The sequence below is a fragment of the Candidatus Zixiibacteriota bacterium genome, from assembly GCA_034439475.1.
Taxonomy (GTDB): Bacteria; Zixibacteria; MSB-5A5; order GN15; family FEB-12; genus JAWXAN01.
In genome coordinates this window covers 1-21,112 of sequence record JAWXAN010000063.1, presented here as the reverse complement: position 1 = coordinate 21,112, position 21,112 = coordinate 1, and the positions used below count along the sequence as shown (strand labels likewise).

Here is a 21,112-nt window from a genome sequence, read left to right as displayed (position 1 = left end):
ACGTCTCTATCTTATCTCGCCGAACTGCCAGGCTACAGAGAATCTGAATTCAAATTCCTTTTCATTCCCTGCTGGTTTATTGAGATAGAGCGGGAAATCGAGTCTCAAATGTTGATTTGACCAAACCGGAGGCGACAACAGTGAGATACCGGCCGAGAGATAAAAGCGCTGGTCGCCACCCGAAAGAGCCGTTTCGCTGGTCGAGATAGGAACCGGATAATAGACTTCTTTTTCTTCCATCGATACCGAGGCCGCGTCCACAAAAAGGGCATTATCAATTTTGGAAAGAAAGCCGCCCACAAGCGGGAGCTTGGCTAAAAACCTAAAGGGAATAATATCGGGCGGGGTAAGTTCAACCGAACCAGCATACGATTCGGTGAAATAAATCGCTCTGTCCTGATAGCCCCGCACCGGTCCAAGTCCCAAATAGAAATTATCCCGCCATTCCAAAGGAAAGGTGCCCGGCGAACGAAATAATTTTGTGCTGGTAAAGGCATCCACCGCACGTCCCCGGCTGAGTTGATAGATGAACTGCGATGACGGCTGGCCGGTGATATTGACAACGTCGAGATTCAACGCACAATATGTCCGCGTAGAGTTAGTCAGTTTCAAACCGAACAAATAGCGAACTGATAGAAAACCGCTGTAATTGCCGTCTTCTTCAAGCGCGCCAAAATAATTGGCGTTGTAAAAATGATAACTGCCATAGCGGAATGTTCTGAGCAGATCAGTATAGAGGGCAGAATATAAATTATCGGTCGCATCCCAAGCCGGGTCTGCGAAATACTTGCTTACATCCTCAGAAATCGGATCGAGGCGGTTCGCCTGTTTTCCTCCGCCGATTTTGAGATAATTCAACTCCAGCCGGAACAGTTTATGATCCGGTCGCGAGTGCCATTTGGAGAAATACTTCTGAAAGGCATTTGAATAAAACAGCCGTCTGTCGGCCCGCAAAACCCGCCATGAGAGTTCCGACCTGTCTCCGAACGGCGCAAACGGAACAGCGATTGTAAAATCGACATTCGGTCGGCCGGAGCGTGTGCCGATCCGCGCATCGAGATTGAATCGTTTCTCAATTTGCAAATATGAGCCGTGGGCATGGAATCCTAATTGCACACCGTTTGGGTCATCATACCAAATGTCTGGCCTCGCTCTGAGCGCATACTCATTCACCGGTACCCGGTCGTATTTGAGGTTGTCCAAGCGGAACTGAATCGGCGGAAGGCCGGACTGATTATTCAGGCGGTTTATGTCCATGAGAAGATTATCAGGATCGACAATCACTTTTTTTATTTTCCGCTCTGAATTGACCGAAAAATTGTAACGTTCATCTAATCGACGGAACTGATGCCAAATCGGCAACAGGGCAAAGCCCGGTTTTGCGTATGCCATTCCTTCGGGCGCGACAGTGTAGAAACTTGTGTCACCCTGCGCCCAGATTATGCCGACATCGACTGGCGAAACAAATCTTCCCTTTTGTTTTAGTGAAATCGTGTGCCGATACCCGCGTCCGCTCTTTTGGGATTTTTTACCAGCAAAGGCATAATCGAGACGCTGTCTGCCATGATACCACTGGTCAAAAAACTGGTTAAGTTGCAATCCCGTGGTCTGCTCTAAAGATTCCGTGAAGTCATCTTCGTACGGATGACGGAAAAACCATCTGTCGCAATAGTCATGCATGGCATCGAAATACGCCGAGTCGCCTAAAATAGAACGGAGCGAATAGTGCATCGCGGCTGATTTATAATACGCCGAAACCCGGTACGGCCAATATTCTTCGCCTTGGTCGTATGAAAACGACATCGGCCGATCGAGTCCCTGTTTCATAAGCAACAATAGTTGTCGGAATCCGCGCTCGTTGCGGTCTTCGTCAAGCGGCGCGACAAGCTTTTCATACCAATTGGTAAAATGCACATTGTTGCCCGCACGCCCGAGGTACTGCTCGATGGCAATATGTTCAATGTGAGTGGTGAATCCTTCATCGAGAAACGGCCGGTCAACCTGGTTGGAGCCGACCTGTCCCATAAACCACTGGTGACCTATTTCATGATAGACGACTATCCACCAGCCTTTTGATGGCGCGCCCCCTCTGCAGTTGGCAAGCATCGGAAATTCCATACCGGAGTAGGCATCGGTAATGCGTATGACCGGCCACTGATATGGATATATTTTTTCTGAAAATGTCTGGATCGCCTCTTGTCCCAGTCGAACTCCGTGTATCCAGCCTTTGGCGTTTTCACGAAGAGGATAAACGGCAACATCCACCCCATTCACTGTGCCGGTATCGAGACAGAATCGAGCCGACGATGTGAAGGCAAAGTCATTCACTTTTTCGGCGACATAATGCCACGTCTTGGTTTCTCCCTCGGCGAACGAGAAAATCGGCCATTCGGATTTGGGTTTGAGATAATTCTCAAGCGCGTACATCTGGCGAAGTGAGTCGGAGAGAACTTCGCTTTCATTGACGCACACACCAGTCGCGGCAATGATCTGGGCCGCCGGAGCGGTGATAGTGACATCAAATTTCCCAAAATCCCCATAGCACTCCCCCCAGTCGACATACTGAGAGTTGACCCAGCCCATTGTGTTATCGTACACGCATACCTGCGGATACCAATAGGCGGCTTTGACTGTTCCTTCAATGAGTCCCATCCGCATCTCGTGTGGAGAGGGAAGCACAGTTGTGAATTTGAAAGTCAATAAAACCGTATCAGAGGGAACCAATAATTCGTCGAGGTAAACGGTAATAATTGTATTGTCCCGTTCAAAACGCCTGTATGTACGGGATGCTGGCTCAGTATCGAATAATTCAAGCGAGCCTTCCTGCTCTTTTTTCAAATTGGCTGTCGTCCAGATATTCTGTGTGCGGCGTTTTTTATCGGCGTATGAATTGCGTTGAATGGCATTTGGGAACGCTTTGAGGTAAAGCAGATCGAGTGTGTCGGGTGAATTATTGATGTACTCAATGTCGATTGTGCCGTTGATAGTGCGAAGGTCTTCGGCCAGTGTGACATCAAGAACATAGTTTACTTCCTGCTGCCAGTATTCCCGGGCATGGCTTGACTGGACGCACAAACCCACAAGTAAGAAGGCAAAACAGAGATTCAAAAAACGGATATTACATCGCACCAGTGATTCCTTTGTAAATGAAACTTGATCCGAGACCGAGCAGAAAGACAGCGCAGGCGGTCAGAAGAATTTTCAAACTGCGTCCCAAGAGTAATTTTCGCCCGCTCCAGATGAGCATGGCGACTGCGGTATACCAGACAATGTCAGAGAGGATGTGTCCGATGTAAAAGACAACTGGCCCGATAAAACCGGCCTCCGTTGATTGAGCGACATAGGACAGCCCGATTGTTCCCCACCAAAACAGCCAATACGGGTTGGAAATTGTCGCGGTAAAGCCTTTGCCGATAAGATGCTGGGATGGCCGTATGACGTCATTGGAACTTTCATAGGAAACACGCTGGCGAAAGAGATCGTAGAGCATCATCCCACCCATCGCGATGAGCGCCGCTCCACCGACCACAGCAAGTGTGCGAATTATCCCTGTGTCATCTGAGAGTGTGACAAGACCGAGCGCAAAAATTATTACCACGGCAATTTCGGCGATTCCATGCCCGATACAGATAATCGGGCCGGTTTTCCAGCCATGACGCGGGGTCTCGGCGATATTGACGGCAAGAAGCGGCCCTGGGAACATCGCTCCGGAAAATCCAACGACAAACGAAGTGGTGAAAAGGGTCGGCAGGTCCATCGAGGAGAAGATACATCGGGTGGGCGGTTCATCCAAGTATTCTCTTCGCTCGGGTAGACAACGACGGCACTATTTATGTGGTGTCGGGCCCCCATGCTGGGGATGCTATTCCTCGCCCGACGCTATGATTGAACTGTCAGGTGAGGGCTTTCAAGTCCGCCGAAGGAGGGCGCCAGACAGCACGTTTTGTTTTCTTCGTGCGGGACGTCTCTGTCGCGCACCAATTATTAAGATGTCAGGATCATAAAGATCCTGACCTACTCAACTGGCCTTTTTTTTGCCAAATAAACTCCTGTAGTAGCACCGAGAGCAGACATTATCTGATAGATGCCTCTCCCTTCGAAATAATATCCAGAGTCCATTAAATTGACATTGAATAAGGTAAGAAAAAACATGCCACCACCTATAAATATCCATAATCCGAAAAGGACAAATGATACCCTTAAGTTATGCTCAGGTGCAATTTAAGAACCAATATATACAAATGTAGTAGCGACCACAAAAGGCAAAAGAAACCTTTCTGGAAGCTCAGGGTATGGTTCTATAATTTGACTAAAAAAGAGGTAAAGAAACCAGTGAAGCGGGAAATTTGACAATAGACCAGCAGGAATAGCACCGGGAAGTACTGCAACCCAACGGAGCCTATATGTGACATCTCTTTTCTTTTCCATTCAATGCGACCTCCACTCTGATGGTGAAAATATTATCAACTGTCCAAACCAGTCCTCCAAGATGTCGTGTCCTTTTCGTGGTGTCGGGCGTCTCTAAGTCCATCGCCCGTCCTACTTCACCCCTACAAACATCCATTCACCAGCATGGCCGTCAGGGTGGTTGATTCCGCGCTCTTCTTTTACAGCCTCGACCTCAAAGCCCGCTGTTCGCATTAACTTCGTCCAGCGTTCAAGCGGGAACAATCCCAGAGTGTGCATATCTCGCTCGGTGCGCATCTTGCCATCCTCGCGAATGACATAGAGCATGAGCATTTCAAAAGTCGTGTCGGCCCGATCAAGGTCATAGACATATTCAAAATACGCGAGCGTTGTTTTCACATCCAATGCCGTGTGGTGCGCGACACGGGCATCCTGAAAATTTTCTTTGACATAATCCGGCGTGGTAATTATCAGACCGCCGTAGTTTAAATGCTCAAAGGCTGTTTTGAAAGTCGAAAGCAAATCATCTTCGTTCAGCATATAACCGATGGCATCGTGGATAAGCACGGCATCGAATTTTCTTCCCAGCCGAAGCGTCCGCATGTCCCCTTGAAGATGTTCGACTGACGGGTTGAGTGTCGATGAAAGCTTGATCATTTCCGGAGACAGATCAACCGCGACCGCATCAAATTCATCGACAAAATGTGACAAATGCGAGCCGCCGCCAGAGCCGAGATCGAGAATGTTGTGACGACCTTTGCCGAGTTTCTCCCTGAGAACGGCTTTCCACCGTGCGGCCTCGCCGGCATGATCGGCTGGCGGGTCAATCAGATAATAGAGATGCGCGAATTCATCGTAGAGCCTGTTTGATTTCATGGTGTATGTGAAAAGGGTTGTTATTTTTTTTGAGCTATCAAAAGCCAGCCGACTCGGCCGTCATTGTAGAGAGAATGCTGGCGCTGTTCGACATCGAATCCAGTTTCGGTCAACAGGCGATGCCAGGTCTCAACCGAAAAGAGTCCCAGGACATGCAAATCGCGCTCGACTCTCAATTTACCGTCTTTGCGGATGAGATAATGGATGAGCATTTCATTGACGGTGTCATTTGGGTCGAGATCGTATTCGTATTCCAGATGCGTCAAGGTCGTTGTGCCGTCGGACATCGTATTGTGCCGCACCATGCCATCGGTGAACGTCTCTTTGAAATAATCCGGCGCGGTCAAAAGAAATCCGCCCGGTTCAAGGTGTTCATGGGCTGTCACAAAAGTCTGGCGAAGGTCGTCCTCGGTCAACATGTAGCAGATGGCATCATGGATGAGGACAGCTTTAAACTGTTTGCCGATTCGCATTGTGCGCATATCGCCGACAACATGCGGAATTCCCGGATTAAATTTTTGTGACACATTCACCATTTTCTCAGAGAGGTCACTTCCGGTGGCATCGAAATCTTGTATGAAGTGCGAGAGATTGAATCCGCCGCCGACTCCCATTTCGATCATTGTATGGCGTCCCGGGCCGAGCTTTTCGCAAAGCACATTCTTCCACAACTGCGCTTCATCGGCATACGCTTCCGGCCCGCTTATAAGCGGATAGAGGTAGGCGAATTCGTCATAGAGGCGGTTAAGTTTCATAGAAGAAGTCTCTCAGTTGCTTCGCACGATAGGTGGCATCGCCACTATCGTTCACTTGCCAGAGAAGGCCGCTTTTCGTTTTTGCAAAAAAGCGCCGGTTCCTTCGGATTTGTCCGCTGTGCCGCATGTCTGCGCGAAATTGGCTTTTTCCATATCGCAACCGGCATGCAGATACAGGTCCTGAGCATGGTTGACCAATTCTTTAGCAAGCTTGACAGCTATCGGCCCGCGCGAGGCAATAGTCTCGGCCATCTGCATCGCTTTGGACATGAGCTCTTCGTGCGGATAGATTTCATCGACAAGCCCGATCCGATGAGCTTCAGCGGCGGAGATAATGTCGCCAGTCAAAATCATCTGCATGGCTTTGCCGCGTCCCACAAGTTTCGGCAGACGCTGGGAGCCGCCATAGCCGGGGATGACGCCAAGGTTGACTTCGGGCTGACCGAGTTTCGCCTTGTCCGATGCGAGGCGAATGTCGCAGGCAAGCGCAAGTTCACAGCCGCCTCCGAGGGCGAAACCATTTATTGCGGCGATGACCGGTTTGGGGAAATATTGGATGGTATTCATGAGTCGAAGGCCATTGTCCGAAAAGGTGTAGCCGGTCTGCGCAGTGAGGGCGTTAATTTCATTGATATCCGCGCCAGCCACAAATGATTTTTCTCCGGCGCCGGTGAGAATAACACAGGAGATGGCATCGTTATTCGAGTTTTCATTGAAGGCGCGCTGCAGTTCGTCGGTCGTTTCGATATTCATGGCATTCAGAGCCGTTGGTCTTGAGACTGTGATAACAAGCACCCGGCCCTTGGTTTCGATAATAAGATTTTTGAACGCACTCATGTGTAGTTTCCTTTTTTGGTATCGTTAGCGCAAAACAATCAAAAGACAAATATTCTTACGGATAAACCATTCCCTCTGGTCATCGCACAAGTCGGATCATGCGAAGTCCGACAATATGTTTGGTCGTTCCCAAAAGTTCGAATCCCGCTTTGAGATAACAACCCAAAGCCCGTTCGTTGTCACTGTAGAGATTTATTATCGCTTTGTTCACACCCGGCCTGCCGGTCAATCGTGAGAAAAGAAGTTCGAGCAAGCGCGTCCCGTACCCGTGCGAACGCCGTTTGGGGTCAACCAGCAAATGCGCAATTTCCACTGCAAACTCTGCCGGGCGCGGCCATAATTCGCCATAAGCGACTGGTTCCCCTTTGGCAGAGAGGAGATAGGCAATCACATCGCTTCGCTGCCATGAATCTACAAGGTCTTCGGGGGGCGGAAACTCATTTGAACGGCAAACATCGAGCAGAACTTTTTCGGAGTTAAGCCATGTTCGCACAAGAGCCGAATAGGTTGGGGCGTAGGGGATAATGTCGGCTTTGATCTGAAGTGAATCGGTCACAATTTTTTTTCCTTGATGCTTTTATCTTTTTCAAGCGGTCAATATAGGAAATGGAAACCAAAACGGCAACCGGGGGATTTTGGATGAAACTCGTATGCCTTACATTACTCAGGTTTGACTTTACCCTCCCCTTATACTATTATTGTGGCCGAAGTTAGGCCATAAAGGCCGCTGTCGTATTAAAGGAGCTTTTTTCTCATGATCGATTTTTCGTTTACTGAAAACCAGCTTGCTGTTCGTGATATGGCGCGCGAAGTCGCCGATAGGGTAATCATACCATCAATTTCCGAATTCGACCGGAAACAAACGCTCAATCCGGCGCTGTTACCTGCGATGGCCAAAGCGAATCTGCTTGGCTTTTGTGTGCCAGAGGAATACGGCGGACTTGGGATGGACTATATCTCGCTCGGTTTGGCTTCTGAAGAAATGGAATATGCGGACACTTCGGCGCGGGTTATCCTTTCAGTCCATGTCGGTCTTTTTTGCATGTCGGTTCTGGTCTGGGCGAACGAAGAGCAAAAGCAGAAATATCTTGTCCCAGCGGCTCAGGGCAAAAAAATTGCCACTTTCGGTCTCACCGAACCGGCCGCTGGTTCTGATGCCATAGGCATTCAGTCGACGGCCGTCAAAAAAGGGGACCATTACGTCCTTAACGGCGAAAAAATGTGGATATCGCTTGCAGCCATCGCCGATTATTTTCTGATTTTTGCCTGGACTGACCTTGAGAAAAAAAGAAATCGCGACCACTCCGGACTCTCGGCATTTATTGTCGAGTCAAAATGGAAGGGTGTCTCCACATCGACCATTCATGGCAAACTCGGTGTGCGCGCAGGAAGCACCGGCTCGATTGCATTTCAGGATGTAGTTGTACCGGCCGAAAACGTTGTGTACAAAGAAGGTCAAGGCTTTAAAATCGCGATGTTCTGCCTCGACCAAGGACGTTACACTGTCGCCGCTGGCTCATGCGGACTTATCCGCGCCTGTCGCGACGCATCGGTTAAGTATTCGCTCACACGACACACCCAAGGCATTCCCATTGCCGAGCATCAGTTGGTCAAACAGATGATTGCCAATATGGAAGCGAGCTATCAATATTCGACATACCTCTGGATGAAAGCCGGATGGCTCAAAAATCAGGGGAAGCGATCCACTCGTGAGACCTCGCTTGCAAAATGGATTGCCTGCCGCGATGCCGAGGCCTCGGCCGCTAATGCCGTGCAGGTCTATGGCGCGTACGGGTTCTCGGATGAATATCCGGTCGAACGGTTTTATCGCAACTCAAAAGGGGCATCGATTTACGAAGGGACGCGCGAGATTCACACCCTCATCCAGGCCGACTACGCCCTTGGATTCCGGCATGACAAGGAGCTTGAGCGAGAACTTCCGCCAGTGATGGGTTGAGGCGGTAGTGCCGTTTTTTTTAGAAGGTGAAGGCAATTGAAGATGAATATCTGGATTCTCCGCCGATGGCGGACCGGAATGACATTATGAATAAATCATCCCACGACTAACGAAGGAGGAATAATCAATGAAACGAAAAGCTACAGCCGCATGGAAAGGCGGCATGAAAGACGGGAAAGGTATCCTGACCACCGAGACCAAATCACTCAATGAGGTGCCGTATAATTTTGTCTCTCGTTTCGAAAACGGAACGATGACCAATCCCGAGGAGCTCATTGCCGCGGCCCATGCTGGTTGTTTCTCGATGGCCTTCTCAAACGAACTCAGCAAAGGGGGCGGAGTCCCCGGAAGCATCGAGACCACGGCGACTGTCACACTCGAAGGCGGTGCCATCACCGCAATTCACCTGGATACAAAAGTATCGATGTCGGGCATTACCAACGATGCCTTTATGGCCGCCGCCAACGGCGCAAAGACCAACTGCCCGGTCTCGAAATTGTTGAAGGCAACCATTACTATGGATGCGAAGCTGAACCCGTAAGAGAGGGGCTGCGGGAGTGATTCGGTCGATGAGAATATCTACAGGATGACGTAGGGCTGTATCTCTTAGCTTTGGTGGAGACATAAAAATGACCCTCGGGCGAATGAAATTCGCATACTTTTGTCTTCTTCATATTCGCGGCCTTGTACGGTCTTCGGTCGAGAAAGACGAGAAGATATTTGTCGATTCCACAATCGGCATACAAGTCATCCTCACATCAAATCCGGATCCGCTTTGTTTTCACATAGATAAGTCTCATTCTATTCTCGGTATGATAGAACCTGGCCGCTCAGACATCGAAAAGTCAAAGACAATTGAAGAGAATACACTTTACGTAAATAAGTTAATAGATAACAGACGAAAAGAATATCCGAACGGTCTTTTTCTCTATTTTGAGGCGATCGGAGAAGAAGAGATCGGAAGCGAAAATGTCTATACAAGTGATGCAGGCAATTACATCATTACGACGAAGACTCCCAAAGTGCCGATTCAGGCTCGTTACGAAGCGCAGGTTAGACTAGCAAAACTAGCTCTTTATCTTGAAATCGGAGCCATTGTGGGCTTTAAACAAATTGGTAACTCATCTGTGTTTTTTGATGTTAATGAAAAACCAATTTACATATTTAATCTTCAAATGGGTCAAGTTCATGGCTACCTATCACGCCAACTGTCGCGTGAGGAAATTGTATGTACTCAGCAGCTGATATCTCATGTCATAGGGGATGCTTCGCTGGAAAGAATCGCGCAACTCTTGGAAAAATCGCTCGAAGAGAGACTGGAACAAATAAACAAATTCATTTATGTGTGGATGGCTCTAGAAATATTTATAAACAAAACATTCAATCATCATCATGATAGATTTAGAGTTCGACTATTCAAGAGTGTTTCATCAACTGTTGCGGACGCTTATTTTGACCGTGACAACAAGGGCAGACCGAGTAGTTTCACTTTGGTTCAAAAATTCGTAATAGTTTCCGATCAACTTGATTCAGAGCATACAGAAACAGACACTAATTTATTCAAACACTGTAAAACGCTGCGAGATAGTTTTATGCATGGAGAGCCAATAGATTTTTCTTCCCTGCCCGTGGATAAATTGCAAACACTAATAAGGAAACTTCTGCGTTTGTACATTAACTCACAATAATATTAGCCTACAGGACTGCGTGTATCGTCGAGGGCGTGGCACGATATTATCATCGAACTCTCCGGCTTGAGTCCCTGACAGACCAGTTAAATCGCCGGGTTAGCCCCGTTATTTGCGCTCGTCCCCCCACTACATCATATCATCAGGGTCGATGTCCACCGCGGCCAGAACTGACGATGGCAGGCCAAAACGGTTTTCCTGTGATTCCCATTCTGTTAATGTGCGGCTGAATTTGACCATCTGGGTTGTCTTGATAAGCAACTGTCTTCTGTAGCGCGCTTTCAATTGATAGATGGGACACTGCGCAGGACCGAGCGTCTCGACAGGAATCCCGGCTTTGCGGCAGACATCGGCGAGACGGGTTTTGAAAGTTTGCGATGCTTTTCCCAGAATTGTCTCATCGGTTCCTGAGAAAACGACATTTGCCAGCCGAATAAACGGCGGAAAATTATATTCATGGCGTGATTTTATTTCCCCGTCATAAAATCCTTTGTAGTCCTGGGCGGCGGCGTGCATGATGACCGGATGATGAGGATACGAGGTCTGGATTATGACCTCCCCTTTTTTTCGGCTTCGTCCTGACCGTCCGGCAACTTGGACAAGCCTCGCGAATGTTTTTTCCGACGCGCGAAAATCGGGCATATCCAATCCCTGATCAGCCGAGAGCACACCAACCAGCGTCACACCGGGCAAATCGAGCCCCTTGGTCACCATCTGCGTCCCGAGCAAGAGATTCTGTTTCTGTTCGGCGAATTCTCGAAGCAGGGTATAGGCGCGCGCTCTACCGCTTGCAGTGTCAGAATCGAATCGTGCGGTGACGGCTTGTGGAAACAGACGCGGGATATCCTCTTCGACACGCTGAGTGCCAGCTCCGACATACATCAGATTGCGGCTGTTGCATTTTTCGCAGGTGTCGCCTGGATTGGCCGCATATCCGCAGTAATGACACAGAAGTTTTCCGCCGACTTTGTGGTAGGTCAAATTGATATGACATTGCGGGCAGGTACTGATATGGGCACAGTCGCCGCATTTAAGTTGTCGAGAGTATCCGCGTCGATTGAGATAGACGATAACTTGCTCGTCCTGATCAAGACGTTTTTCGATTTCCTTTTTGAGCGGGTAGGTCATATAAGTCAGGTCACCTGAGAGTTGTTCTTTTTTCAGATCAATCAATCGTACGCTCGGCAGTTCCGCTCCGGCCGGACGCCCGGTCAACTCATGCAACTGATAGCGTCCGTTTACGGCATGGTAATAACTTTCGACCGATGGAGAGGCCGAGCCAAGGATGATCGGAATAGAATGAATTTTCGCTCTCATTATCGCCGTGTCCCGTCCATGAAACCTTGGCGCCGGGTCGTCCTGTTTGTAGGAAGAATCATGCTCTTCATCGACAACAATCAGCCCGACATTTTCAAGCGGCGCGAAAACGGCCGAGCGCGGACCAATAACAATTTTGTACTTCCCTTCGCGTATCCCCCTCCAACTCTCAAGCCGTTCCCGCTCTGTCATTCCCGAATGGATGACGGTAACCTGTGAATCAAAGAAACCTCTGAAATAGGCAAGGATTGCGCCGGTGAGGGCAATTTCTGGTGTGAGGACAAGGGCGGTCTGGCCTTTGGCCAGGATATCGCGGGCGAGGTGGCAGTACACAAGAGTTTTTCCCGAGCCGGTAATACCATGCAGCAGATGAATCGAGAAACCAGCCCCGAGATTTGTTTTCAATTTATCGACAACTGTTTGCTGGGGCAGTGTCAATGACAGGGAGGAAACATCGGCTTTGGCGGTTATAAACGGAAGCGTTGTCTCTTCGTTTTCGATATAAACTTGGCGCATTATGCCCCGTGAGAGCGCAGACCGAAAGGAGTTCGCGCTCCAGCCGAGTGCGAGAATACTGGCTCGAGAATGGGGTCCTTCAAAGTGTAAGGGCTTTTTACGTTTTCCTTTTGCAAAGTCAACGAGTGTAGCCGGATCGCCCAATTGAAAACGAATCAGTTTTCCTTTTGTGCCAATATAGGGCCATTCTTCGACGATTGAACCTGTGCGGATATAGTCACCGAGAGTTTGAGCGTTCTGTTTTTTTAGGAGAGCGACATCTTGAACGGTGAGCGCTTTGCCTGCTTGGACTGCGCGTTTTTTCGTGAACATGTCATTCGGTTGCGATGCCCGAGCGGCAATTCCCTGCTCGGTCCATAGATACCGCACGGCCTGATTTGTTTTGAGCGCTGCCGGAAGCGCCGAGGTGAGACAGTCGGCCGGGTTGGCGAAATAATAATCGGCCATCCACAAACAGAGTCGGAAAAGTTCCGGGGGGAAATAACTGATTTGGTCAAGGACGCTCATAATCGGCTTGGTAAGAAAACCGTCGGGGGCTTCTGCTGGGCCAAGATAGAAACCCGTTTTGTTGGCGCGGCCAAAAGGGACGACAACTCGGCATCCGGGCTGGAGCAGAATCGCGGGGTTGTCGAGGTGATAGGTAAAGGCGCTTTTCAGCGGCCCGGCCAAAGCGATAGTGACATAGCGGCGGTTTGTGTTCACCCATGAATATAAAAAAAGGCCGGCAATACGCCAGCCTTCTCTCATATTAATGCAGAGATTATTTTCTTAAAGTGATTTGAGCTTCGCGCCCGCCTCGTTTTGCTTGGCTGTTTTTCCAAGCTCGCCATAGAGATCATAGAGCCGCTCAAAGACGGCTTTGTTATTTGGTTCGAGCTCAGCGACCTTTTCATAGGCCAGAGTTGCTTTGGGGAAATCTTTGAGGTCAAAGTAACAATCCCCAAGCGAGGCCCAGTTGTCTGATTTTGTAGGTTCGAGTTTGGTCGCCTGGTCAAAGGCTACTGCGGCATCGGCGAATTTCCCAAGCAAAGCGCAGGTGGCGGCATAGGCTTCAACATCGGCCAATCTTTCGGGTTTGAGTTCAAATACCTGTTTGAGATAAACCCGGGCCGTATCGAACATCTGCAACCGTTTCGCCTGCCATTCGGCGGTCTTCTTGTCATCTTTTGATTCGGTTCCAATTTTCGCTGAGTCGCCTGCATCACGTGCCAAAGTAATATAGTAGCGCCCGACACCTGAGAGTGCATCGACATTGTTCGGGGATATTTTTAGGACGCGTTGCATCATAACTGCGGCAGAGTCATACTCTTTCACATTATTATATGAGATTGCGAGGTTTGAGGCATTCCCCGTATCATTCGGATTCTTATCGACATACTCGCGAAGGTAGGGAATGGCCTCGGCATAGTTATCGTCATTGAGATAATTGTATGCTATCTGCATTGTAATAGCCTCCGGATCCTCGGCATGGGGCAAGCTTCGTATGAGCCAGCGGTTGGCTTCTCCATAATCCTGCTTCTGCTCATAGGCCGAGGCAAGAGCCAGCGCGGCCCGGGAGTCGGTCGAATCAATAAGCATTGCGAGATTCATATTTTTTTCGCATGAATCAGTCAGCGCGACGATATTTGCATTGGTTTCAACAACAATTGCCGAATCAGTCACATTGGCAAGGTTCTTTCGCAGGTCTTGAGCTGAATTTAGTTGTTCAACACCGGCATTGTAGAATAGACGCCAATAATTGACGCGCACTGAGTCGGAAAGATCAATAAACTTATTGCAGTCTTTTCTGAAGTCTTCTTTGAGCGAGGTATTGGCACAAGCCATTTTGAGCGAGTCAATATAGATGACCAATCGGCTGGTCAATTCGGCTTTTGCTTTGAGGTCACCGGTCTGGTCAATTCTATCTTTGGTAATTTGACTCATCCAGAAATAGGCCTCGGCATGAGGACCGTAATGCATCAGCAGCGAATCAAGCATAACCTGGGCATAAGCGTAACGCTGGCTGCTCTTCTCAAGATTCCCTCGTGCATAGCTTATCTCAATTTTAACCGTCGAGATATAGGCTTTGGCAGTCAAACGGGCTTTCTGCGCCACAGCAGGGCCGGCGAGAGCCATGAGCATTGCAAGCGACAGCGCGAGCTTATATCTGAGCTTCATTTTCTTCCTCCGGAAAGCAGTTATATCCTATCAATTCATACCCAATCTAAGAATCAGAGCCACTTTTGTCAAATGCACAATCCGTCCTATTGATAGGTGAACCGGGTTGTCAGGGTCACCGTCACCACTGAATCGGCCGGAACGGGCACGTCGAAGGTAAGGGTTGTGGCATTTTTCTTTTTGTAGTCATGGGATGATTTCGTCACCTCCCAGAAACCGTACAGGGCCTTTTCCACGACAACGGTCACTGCTTCGGTTTTACGGTTGCGAATTTCGATCTCCCAATCCTGTTCGGTAATCTTTTGGGTTATCTGGCGGTTATTCATCTGGCGTTCTTCGGCTTTGATATCAAAAGCGTTCCCGATAGCTACCCGGACTTTTTCATTATTGGGGGTATGTTCGAGACGGTCTTCGCCGAGAAGGATTAGCGAGCCGTCGTCGTCGGCTTTGAACATTCGGACACGTCCGGCCGGAAGCGGTATACCAACTCCTGATTGTTTGCTATTGACGAACTCAACGCTCACAAGGACATCAGTGGCATTCATTTGTGGACGGTAGAGGTATATTTTATTGACTCCGGTCGATGCCGGCTCAAAAAGTGAAATTTGTTTTATCTCTTTGTCGGCGACAGTGGCGCGGCGTGGGAGCGTGTAGAGATGATACTCAAAGAATGATTTTTCTTGGAAGCCCTGGGCGGCATCGCTTTTCATGGACATTACTTCCATGCGTTGACCATATGGTATGACCTGATCCCGGATTCGGTTAATCTCGCCAGCTACAAGCTTCAAAGTGGCATCCTTGTATGTTTTGCCTGAAAAGTTATTTATTGATGACCAGCCTGAAAGGTCGAGATTCTTATCGGTCTTATCGAGCACTCCAACATATTCCGCCGTCCAAGACAGACCGGACGTTTGATACGATACCCGGCTGTCGACTGTGGCATCGGCGTCGGAAGAATAACGCCAGAAGAGTGTCGGGCGGGTAATAAGTCCGTCGGGTAGCTGCGGGAAGTTGACTTCGCTGATATTGGCAAGCAGGACGATCTGTACCGCGCCAGATTCGAGTTGTAGCGTAACCGCGGTCCCGCTGTAAGCCAGCAACGTGCCTGCATATCGTTTTCCTTCTTTGTCGATCAACTCAATTGGCTGGTCGAGGTATCGGGCATACATCTGCTCGGGAGATATGAGGTCATAGGCGTAGTTTTGCTCAAGAATCCCTATGTTGCGATTGTTGCCGATGACATCGAATCGAACCGAAGAGGCATCGATCTGCGAGGGTACATCCCGAAAGGCAAGTTGGTTGATCCCTTTTTTGAATACCAGACTTCGCGTTTCGCTTATGACGCCTAAGTTATCATTATAGACAGTGACGGCCATGTCATCGGCGGCAGAAATCGAAACCGTGAGCGCAAACATGACCATTGCTCCGAGAATGATTTTTGACGCACCGTCACGACGGACTTGTCCCATATTATCCACTTTCATAACTCTCCTTTTGTATTCACTTCATGGCCTTTTAACTTCACAGAGATAGTATCCGAGATTTCATGAAATCTTCCAAAATTAAAGATGCACCCGTCTATTCAAATTGACGAATAGTGGATTCAATCTGTGCACTTATTTCAGAGGAACTTGGCTGGAGCGAATCGCCGTTGAATTGTCCGTCACGAGGATTAAGCTTCTCAAAGACTTGCAGATAGAGTGAATAGATAAGATCAAGACTGAGTTGGTAGCGTGGCTCAAGCATCGGCATGAGACCATCCAGTGTCCGCCGAGCCAGTGCTTGGTAATAAAGACCGATTCTCTGATAATCCCTCATCAGGCCGCGGAAGGCGTCAGTTGGGATCTTGCTTTCGGCAACTTCGCGAAGGTTTTCGATAGACAAGCCATGTTTGCGGAGCAATTCATCGGAAAAGTAGTTAAGTCCCCTCAGCTGGTCTTTTTCGAAGTCACGGATTATGTGCACGACATAAGAAAAGATAGCCAAAGGTCTGGCCGCTTTCCGAAGGTCAAATTGCGGCCCGGTGTAGCGTTCGCCGACCTGATTGATCCCGCACAGGTGAACAAAAACCGCCGCCGGAGCGATGGCAGCCCCTTCGGTATAGCGTAAAAACTGGGCAAAACTGCTAAATCCATTATGGGTGAGGTCATAGAGCATGGCATTACAGAGCCGTTCCCATGGCCACAGCGGGATGGCAAATGTCTGAAGCGTTCCAAGAAATTCACGCTGATAACTGTCGTCGTTTTCACGCCGCTGAATCGAATGGAGCCAGTCGAACATCATCCGGCTAATAACCGAGGCCTCCTGCGGACTGATCTGGCTGCCGGAAATTTTTCGATCATCGACAAGGTCATCGATGCGCCGCATCGAGCGGTAACAGATTTTGAAGGCGTCGTAGCGATCTTCGTCCCAGACCCGGGCTGCAATGTCAAGAATTGGATTGGTGAGAATACTTCCGAAGTCAACTTCGGTGAGAAAATCAATTTTGGGACTGGTGGATTTATTCATTTTTGTCTTAAACAATATAGCGGAACCGAAAGAGCATGAAAATTTATATTTTTGATACTGTTGCACTTTCTTACTATACCTTACCTTTATGCCAGCGCTCAAACCGATCCGCGTCCTTATACTTACCCACAACTATCCCCGATTTGACGGAGATTTTTCAGGGATTTTTCTTTCCTTGCTCACCAAACAGATTCTGGAACATGGAATAACCCCGATTGTCCTTGCTCCGCACGATGCCGGTTTGCCGATTATGGAGACGATTGATGGCATTAAAATCTATCGCTTTCGCTATGCTTCAAACAGCCAGGAGACGCTTGCCTACCGCGGCAATATGCAGAATGCGATGAAATCTCTCGCTGGGATAATAAAGTTTCGTCAGTTTTTGAATGCCTTCGAAATAGAGGCACGCGTTGTGATCGAATCAGAAAAAATCGATCTCATTGCGGGCCACTGGCTCATTCCTGCCGGCATCGTAATGAAACGGCTGGCTAAGTCAACGCCGCTCCCGATGATTCTCTCCTCGCATGGAACAGATATTCGGCTCTCAAAAAAATATCCATTCCTCTTTACCCAATATTTCCGATCGCTGACACACAGGTTGTACCGATGGACTGTCGTCTCTCGATTTCTGGCTGACGAATTGACCAAAATAGATCACGCCCTTTCAAAAATCCTGACCACATTGCCGCTTCCACATGATGAAAAACTCTTCTACCGCGATACTTCCATCAAAAAGGATGGCAATCTGATTGTCTCGATAACCCGTTTCACAGAGCAGAAACGTGTCAATATTCTGCTGAAAGCCTTTGCGATGGTGCATAGGAAAAATCCAACGGCGCGGCTTGAGATCTATGGCACCGGAGAGCTGCAAGTGCAGATTGAAACGGATATCATTCGTTCTGAACTCGCCGGCGCAGTCACCATTCATCCGCCAGTCGCCCAGAAGCTGTTGCGTGACATTTATTCCCGCTCCGCTGTTGTTGTGCTGAACTCGTTTCAGGAGGGGTTCGGGCTTGCCCTCTCAGAAGCGATGCTCTGCGGCACAGCCGTAATTGGCACTGACTCAGGCGGTATCCCGGATATCATAGAGCATAACCGTACCGGATTGCTTGTGCCTGTAGATGATGCCGCGAAACTTGCTGAAGCTATGATCTTGCTCCTCGAAAATGTCCCATTGAGGAATCGACTGGTCGAGTCCGGCCATGAGACTGCGATGGAGAAATATGCTTCGGCGAATCTGACTGCCAAATACTCGGAAATTATCAAAGGCGCGGTGCAATTTTCCCAAGAGCAATCAGGCAGGAGGACCTAAACTGAACAAAGAAGAGAGCCGTTCACAGCGCGCAGGTATGTAATACCAAAATCTATTATATAAAATCACAATGCGAGAGCCTTCGCACCAAACATAACCAAAAGCTACACAAGTACTTAAATGGCTTGAACGGCAATTGGGAGCGACCAATTAGAGAAAATGTTCACATATTCACTGGTTTCTTATGAAACTCCTTGACAACCTTTACGTTTAAGTCGTATCATTAGTTGTTAGCGCTCTTAATTGATGAGTGCTAAAATGTTGATACTTTGAACATAGATAAGCTGAGTACTGAGAAATGAAACGGCGTGTAAGCCAAACAGAAGTTCACAACAGATTATCTAAAACAATACTTAGGAGGATCGTATGCAGGTCACACCACTCGCAGATCGCGTAGTCGTAAAGCCCTTTCTCGAACAAGAAATGAAGAAAGGCGGAATCATCATCCCGGATACCGCCAAGGAAAAATCTATGGAAGGCGAGATCATCGAGGTCGGCACCGGTCGTACCAGCGATGAAGGCAAGAAAATGCCGCTTGAAGTGAAAAAAGGGGATCGTGTGCTTTATGGAAAGTATTCCGGTACGGAAGTCTCAATCGACGGCCAGGAGCTGTTGATTATGCGCGAATCAGATATTTTCGCGGTCATTAATAAGAAGTAACCCGTACACGAATACATAATAGGAGAATTTACAATGGCAAAATTAATCGAATTTGATACAAGCGCTCGCGCTAAACTTAAGATCGGCGTGGATAAACTCGCCGATGCCGTCAAGGTAACCCTTGGCCCGCGCGGCCGTAATGTTGCAATCGACAAAAAGTTCGGTTCTCCGACTATCACCAAAGACGGTGTCACAGTCGCCAAAGAAATTGAACTCGAAGATCATTTTGAAAACATGGGCGCTCAGATGGTCAAGGAAGTTGCTTCCAAGACATCCGATGTCGCCGGTGATGGCACAACCACGGCCACCATTCTTGCCCAGGCGATCTTTCGCGAGGGTATCAAGCTTGTGACTGCCGGACACAATCCGATGGCGATCAAGCGCGGTATTGATATGGCGGTAGGAATTGTATCCGAAGACATCAAGCGGCTCTCCAAGCCTGTTTCGGGCAAACAAGAAATCTCGCAGGTTGGCACTATCTCAGCCAACAATGACAAAGTCATCGGCGATCTGATTGCCGAAGCGATGGAAAAAGTTGGCAAAGACGGTGTCATTACCGTTGAGGAAGCCAAAACGGCCGAAACAACACTTGATGTTGTCGAAGGCATGCAGTTCGACCGCGGTTATGTCTCACCGTACTTCGTGACCGATCCCGAAGCTATGGAAGCCGTGCTTGAAGACCCGCTCATTCTTATTTACGACAAGAAGATCTCCAACATGAAAGATCTTCTTCCGGTCCTCGAGAAAGTTGCCCAGCAGGGACGCACACTCATGATTATCTCCGAAGATATCGAAGGTGAAGCCCTTGCCACGCTGGTCGTCAATAAGCTTCGCGGCACCCTTAAAGTCGCCGCTGTCAAAGCTCCGGGCTTTGGAGATCGCCGCAAAGCGATGCTCGATGATATCGCGGTTCTTACCGGTGGTAAAGTTATCTCAGAAGAAGTCGGCTTCAAGCTTGAGAATGCCACCATTGCTGATTTGGGACGCGCCAAGAAGGTCACAATCGACAAAGACAACACTACGATTGTCGAAGGCGCCGGTAACAAGCCTGAAATCAAGGGCCGCATAACTCAGATCCGCAAATTGATTGATGATACCACATCGGACTATGACAGAGAAAAACTGCAGGAGCGTCTTGCCAAACTTGCTGGCGGTGTTGCCGTCATCAATGTCGGCGCTGCGACTGAGACCGAAATGAAAGAAAAGAAAGCCCGTGTGGAAGACGCCCTTCATGCGACCCGCGCGGCTGTCGAAGAAGGAATCGTTGCTGGCGGCGGTGTCGCGCTGCTTCGCTCGATTGCCGCGCTTGACAATGTCAAGGCATCCGAAGAAGAGATGGTTGGCATCCGCATTATCCGCCGCGCTCTCGAAGAGCCCATTCGCCAGATTGCGTTCAACTCAGGTGTTGAAGGCTCAATTGTGGTCAATCGCGTAATCAATGAAAAAGGCGCGTTTGGTTACAACGCTCTGACTAACAACTACGAAGATCTCATGAAGTCCGGCGTGATTGACCCGACCAAGGTCACTCGCACCGCGCTTGAGAATGCCGCTTCGATCGCGGGTCTTTTGCTCACCACCGAATGTGTGATAGTGGACAAGCCCGAAGATAAGAAGTCAATGCCGCAAATGCATGGTGGCGGCGGTATGGACGGCATGTACTAAGCTGATTGATGGATATAGCCACATGTGTGGCGATAGAAAAGCCCCGCTTGTGAGCGGGGCTTTTTTTATTGATGGAAATTTATGCGTGTATCCGGAATGTCGTTGCGAATCGCGATCGGTAGCCCAGCCAACGGCTGGGTGTTTACTGCCCTGTGTGTGAATGATCAGGTTGCTGGAATTTGGTGCGGGGTAGTCCGCACGAAGATGAAGATGGATTCTCCGCCGCGGCGGACTGGAATGACAGCATTATGTGAATATGAGATTGCCACGCCCCTCACCTTGTGATTGGGCATAATGATCAAAATGTGTGGGTTTTTTTCTTGTATCTTATTGATTTGAAGGGGATTCCGCCATAAGTGACTAAGGAGTTTTAGTGATCAGTAAAAAAGTATTGCCGAAATTGCGGTGTTTCTGGTGTCATTTCCCATGGACGCAGTCGAGGAAAACAGCGCTGGTTTTG

16 protein-coding genes are annotated in these 21,112 nt (G+C 48.9%); 6 read left to right on the top strand and 10 right to left on the bottom strand.

What is annotated here, in order from left to right; translation table 11 throughout:
• Positions 1 to 6: 6 nt before the first annotated feature.
• The 6 genes from SGI97_09275 to SGI97_09250 all read right to left on the bottom strand — a co-directional run bounded on the left by SGI97_09275 (position 7) and on the right by SGI97_09250 (position 7,431).
• A complete protein-coding gene (locus SGI97_09275) occupies positions 7 to 3,129 on the bottom strand; it encodes a M1 family aminopeptidase (GenBank protein MDZ4724076.1) in 3,123 nt (1,040 codons plus the stop codon).
• A complete protein-coding gene (locus SGI97_09270) occupies positions 3,119 to 3,793 on the bottom strand; it encodes a LysE family transporter (protein MDZ4724075.1) in 675 nt (224 codons plus the stop codon). The genes SGI97_09275 and SGI97_09270 overlap by 11 nt, the downstream gene beginning before the upstream one ends.
• Positions 3,794 to 4,539: 746 nt before the next feature.
• Complete coding sequence (locus SGI97_09265) at positions 4,540 to 5,283, bottom strand: class I SAM-dependent methyltransferase (GenBank protein MDZ4724074.1); 744 nt, start codon at positions 5,281 to 5,283, stop codon at positions 4,540 to 4,542.
• A gap of 20 nt (positions 5,284 to 5,303) precedes the next feature.
• Positions 5,304 to 6,038 carry a class I SAM-dependent methyltransferase gene (locus SGI97_09260; protein ID MDZ4724073.1) on the bottom strand — a complete coding sequence of 245 codons (735 nt, stop codon included), beginning with the start codon at positions 6,036 to 6,038 and terminating at the stop codon, positions 5,304 to 5,306.
• Positions 6,039 to 6,089: 51 nt separating this feature from the next.
• The gene (locus tag SGI97_09255; protein ID MDZ4724072.1) at positions 6,090 to 6,875 is read right to left on the bottom strand and encodes an enoyl-CoA hydratase-related protein; all 786 of its coding nucleotides are present in this window, start codon (positions 6,873 to 6,875) and stop codon (positions 6,090 to 6,092) included.
• A 79-nt stretch (positions 6,876 to 6,954) separates the two neighbouring features.
• Positions 6,955 to 7,431 carry a GNAT family N-acetyltransferase gene (locus tag SGI97_09250; protein MDZ4724071.1) on the bottom strand — a complete coding sequence of 159 codons (477 nt, stop codon included), beginning with the start codon at positions 7,429 to 7,431 and terminating at the stop codon, positions 6,955 to 6,957.
• Positions 7,432 to 7,632: 201 nt separating this feature from the next.
• Here SGI97_09250 and SGI97_09245 point away from each other — a divergent pair, with 201 nt between their 5' ends.
• The 3 genes from SGI97_09245 to SGI97_09235 all read left to right on the top strand — a co-directional run bounded on the left by SGI97_09245 (position 7,633) and on the right by SGI97_09235 (position 10,520).
• Positions 7,633 to 8,832, top strand: a complete 1,200-nt coding sequence (locus tag SGI97_09245; GenBank protein MDZ4724070.1) for an acyl-CoA dehydrogenase family protein — start codon at positions 7,633 to 7,635, stop codon at positions 8,830 to 8,832.
• Positions 8,833 to 8,959: 127 nt separating this feature from the next.
• Positions 8,960 to 9,373 carry an OsmC family protein gene (locus SGI97_09240; GenBank protein ID MDZ4724069.1) on the top strand — a complete coding sequence of 138 codons (414 nt, stop codon included), beginning with the start codon at positions 8,960 to 8,962 and terminating at the stop codon, positions 9,371 to 9,373.
• A gap of 88 nt (positions 9,374 to 9,461) precedes the next feature.
• Entirely contained in the window at positions 9,462 to 10,520 is a 1,059-nt protein-coding gene (locus SGI97_09235; protein ID MDZ4724068.1) for a hypothetical protein, read from the top strand.
• 129 nt (positions 10,521 to 10,649) lie between these two features.
• Here the strand turns inward: SGI97_09235 and priA are convergent, their stop codons facing one another.
• The 4 genes from priA to SGI97_09215 all read right to left on the bottom strand — a co-directional run bounded on the left by priA (position 10,650) and on the right by SGI97_09215 (position 17,018).
• Positions 10,650 to 13,100 carry a primosomal protein N' gene (gene priA / locus SGI97_09230; GenBank protein MDZ4724067.1) on the bottom strand — a complete coding sequence of 817 codons (2,451 nt, stop codon included), beginning with the start codon at positions 13,098 to 13,100 and terminating at the stop codon, positions 10,650 to 10,652.
• Between the two features lie 21 nt (positions 13,101 to 13,121).
• Positions 13,122 to 14,510, bottom strand: a complete 1,389-nt coding sequence (locus SGI97_09225; protein ID MDZ4724066.1) for a tetratricopeptide repeat protein — start codon at positions 14,508 to 14,510, stop codon at positions 13,122 to 13,124.
• Positions 14,511 to 14,596: 86 nt separating this feature from the next.
• Positions 14,597 to 15,994 (bottom strand): DUF4139 domain-containing protein, encoded by a 1,398-nt coding sequence (locus SGI97_09220; protein ID MDZ4724065.1) that lies wholly within the window; start codon positions 15,992 to 15,994, stop codon positions 14,597 to 14,599.
• 94 nt (positions 15,995 to 16,088) lie between these two features.
• The gene (locus SGI97_09215; protein ID MDZ4724064.1) at positions 16,089 to 17,018 is read right to left on the bottom strand and encodes a squalene/phytoene synthase family protein; all 930 of its coding nucleotides are present in this window, start codon (positions 17,016 to 17,018) and stop codon (positions 16,089 to 16,091) included.
• An 88-nt stretch (positions 17,019 to 17,106) separates the two neighbouring features.
• Between SGI97_09215 and SGI97_09210 the strand changes: the two genes are divergently transcribed.
• The 3 genes from SGI97_09210 to groL all read left to right on the top strand — a co-directional run bounded on the left by SGI97_09210 (position 17,107) and on the right by groL (position 20,652).
• On the top strand, positions 17,107 to 18,330 hold the full coding sequence (locus SGI97_09210; GenBank protein MDZ4724063.1) for a glycosyltransferase family 4 protein: 1,224 nt from the start codon (positions 17,107 to 17,109) through the stop codon (positions 18,328 to 18,330).
• A gap of 366 nt (positions 18,331 to 18,696) precedes the next feature.
• Positions 18,697 to 18,990 carry a co-chaperone GroES gene (locus SGI97_09205; protein MDZ4724062.1) on the top strand — a complete coding sequence of 98 codons (294 nt, stop codon included), beginning with the start codon at positions 18,697 to 18,699 and terminating at the stop codon, positions 18,988 to 18,990.
• A gap of 33 nt (positions 18,991 to 19,023) precedes the next feature.
• Entirely contained in the window at positions 19,024 to 20,652 is a 1,629-nt protein-coding gene (gene groL / locus SGI97_09200) for a chaperonin GroEL (protein MDZ4724061.1), read from the top strand.
• Positions 20,653 to 21,112 lie beyond the last annotated feature (460 nt).

Bases quoted from the DNA above. Each gene is read 5' to 3' on its own strand.
- SGI97_09265 (MDZ4724074.1), bottom strand. From the start codon at position 5,283: ATGAAATCAAACAGGCTCTACGATGAATTCGCGCATCTCTATTATCTG.
- SGI97_09260 (MDZ4724073.1), bottom strand. From the start codon at position 6,038: ATGAAACTTAACCGCCTCTATGACGAATTCGCCTACCTCTATCCGCTT.
- SGI97_09255 (MDZ4724072.1), bottom strand. From the start codon at position 6,875: ATGAGTGCGTTCAAAAATCTTATTATCGAAACCAAGGGCCGGGTGCTT.
- SGI97_09240 (MDZ4724069.1), top strand. From the start codon at position 8,960: ATGAAACGAAAAGCTACAGCCGCATGGAAAGGCGGCATGAAAGACGGG.
- SGI97_09235 (MDZ4724068.1), top strand. From the start codon at position 9,462: ATGACCCTCGGGCGAATGAAATTCGCATACTTTTGTCTTCTTCATATT.
- priA (MDZ4724067.1), bottom strand. From the start codon at position 13,100: ATGAGAGAAGGCTGGCGTATTGCCGGCCTTTTTTTATATTCATGGGTG.
- SGI97_09225 (MDZ4724066.1), bottom strand. From the start codon at position 14,510: ATGAAGCTCAGATATAAGCTCGCGCTGTCGCTTGCAATGCTCATGGCT.
- SGI97_09220 (MDZ4724065.1), bottom strand. From the start codon at position 15,994: ATGAAAGTGGATAATATGGGACAAGTCCGTCGTGACGGTGCGTCAAAA.
- SGI97_09215 (MDZ4724064.1), bottom strand. From the start codon at position 17,018: ATGAATAAATCCACCAGTCCCAAAATTGATTTTCTCACCGAAGTTGAC.
- SGI97_09210 (MDZ4724063.1), top strand. From the start codon at position 17,107: ATGCCAGCGCTCAAACCGATCCGCGTCCTTATACTTACCCACAACTAT.
- SGI97_09205 (MDZ4724062.1), top strand. From the start codon at position 18,697: ATGCAGGTCACACCACTCGCAGATCGCGTAGTCGTAAAGCCCTTTCTC.
- groL (MDZ4724061.1), top strand. From the start codon at position 19,024: ATGGCAAAATTAATCGAATTTGATACAAGCGCTCGCGCTAAACTTAAG.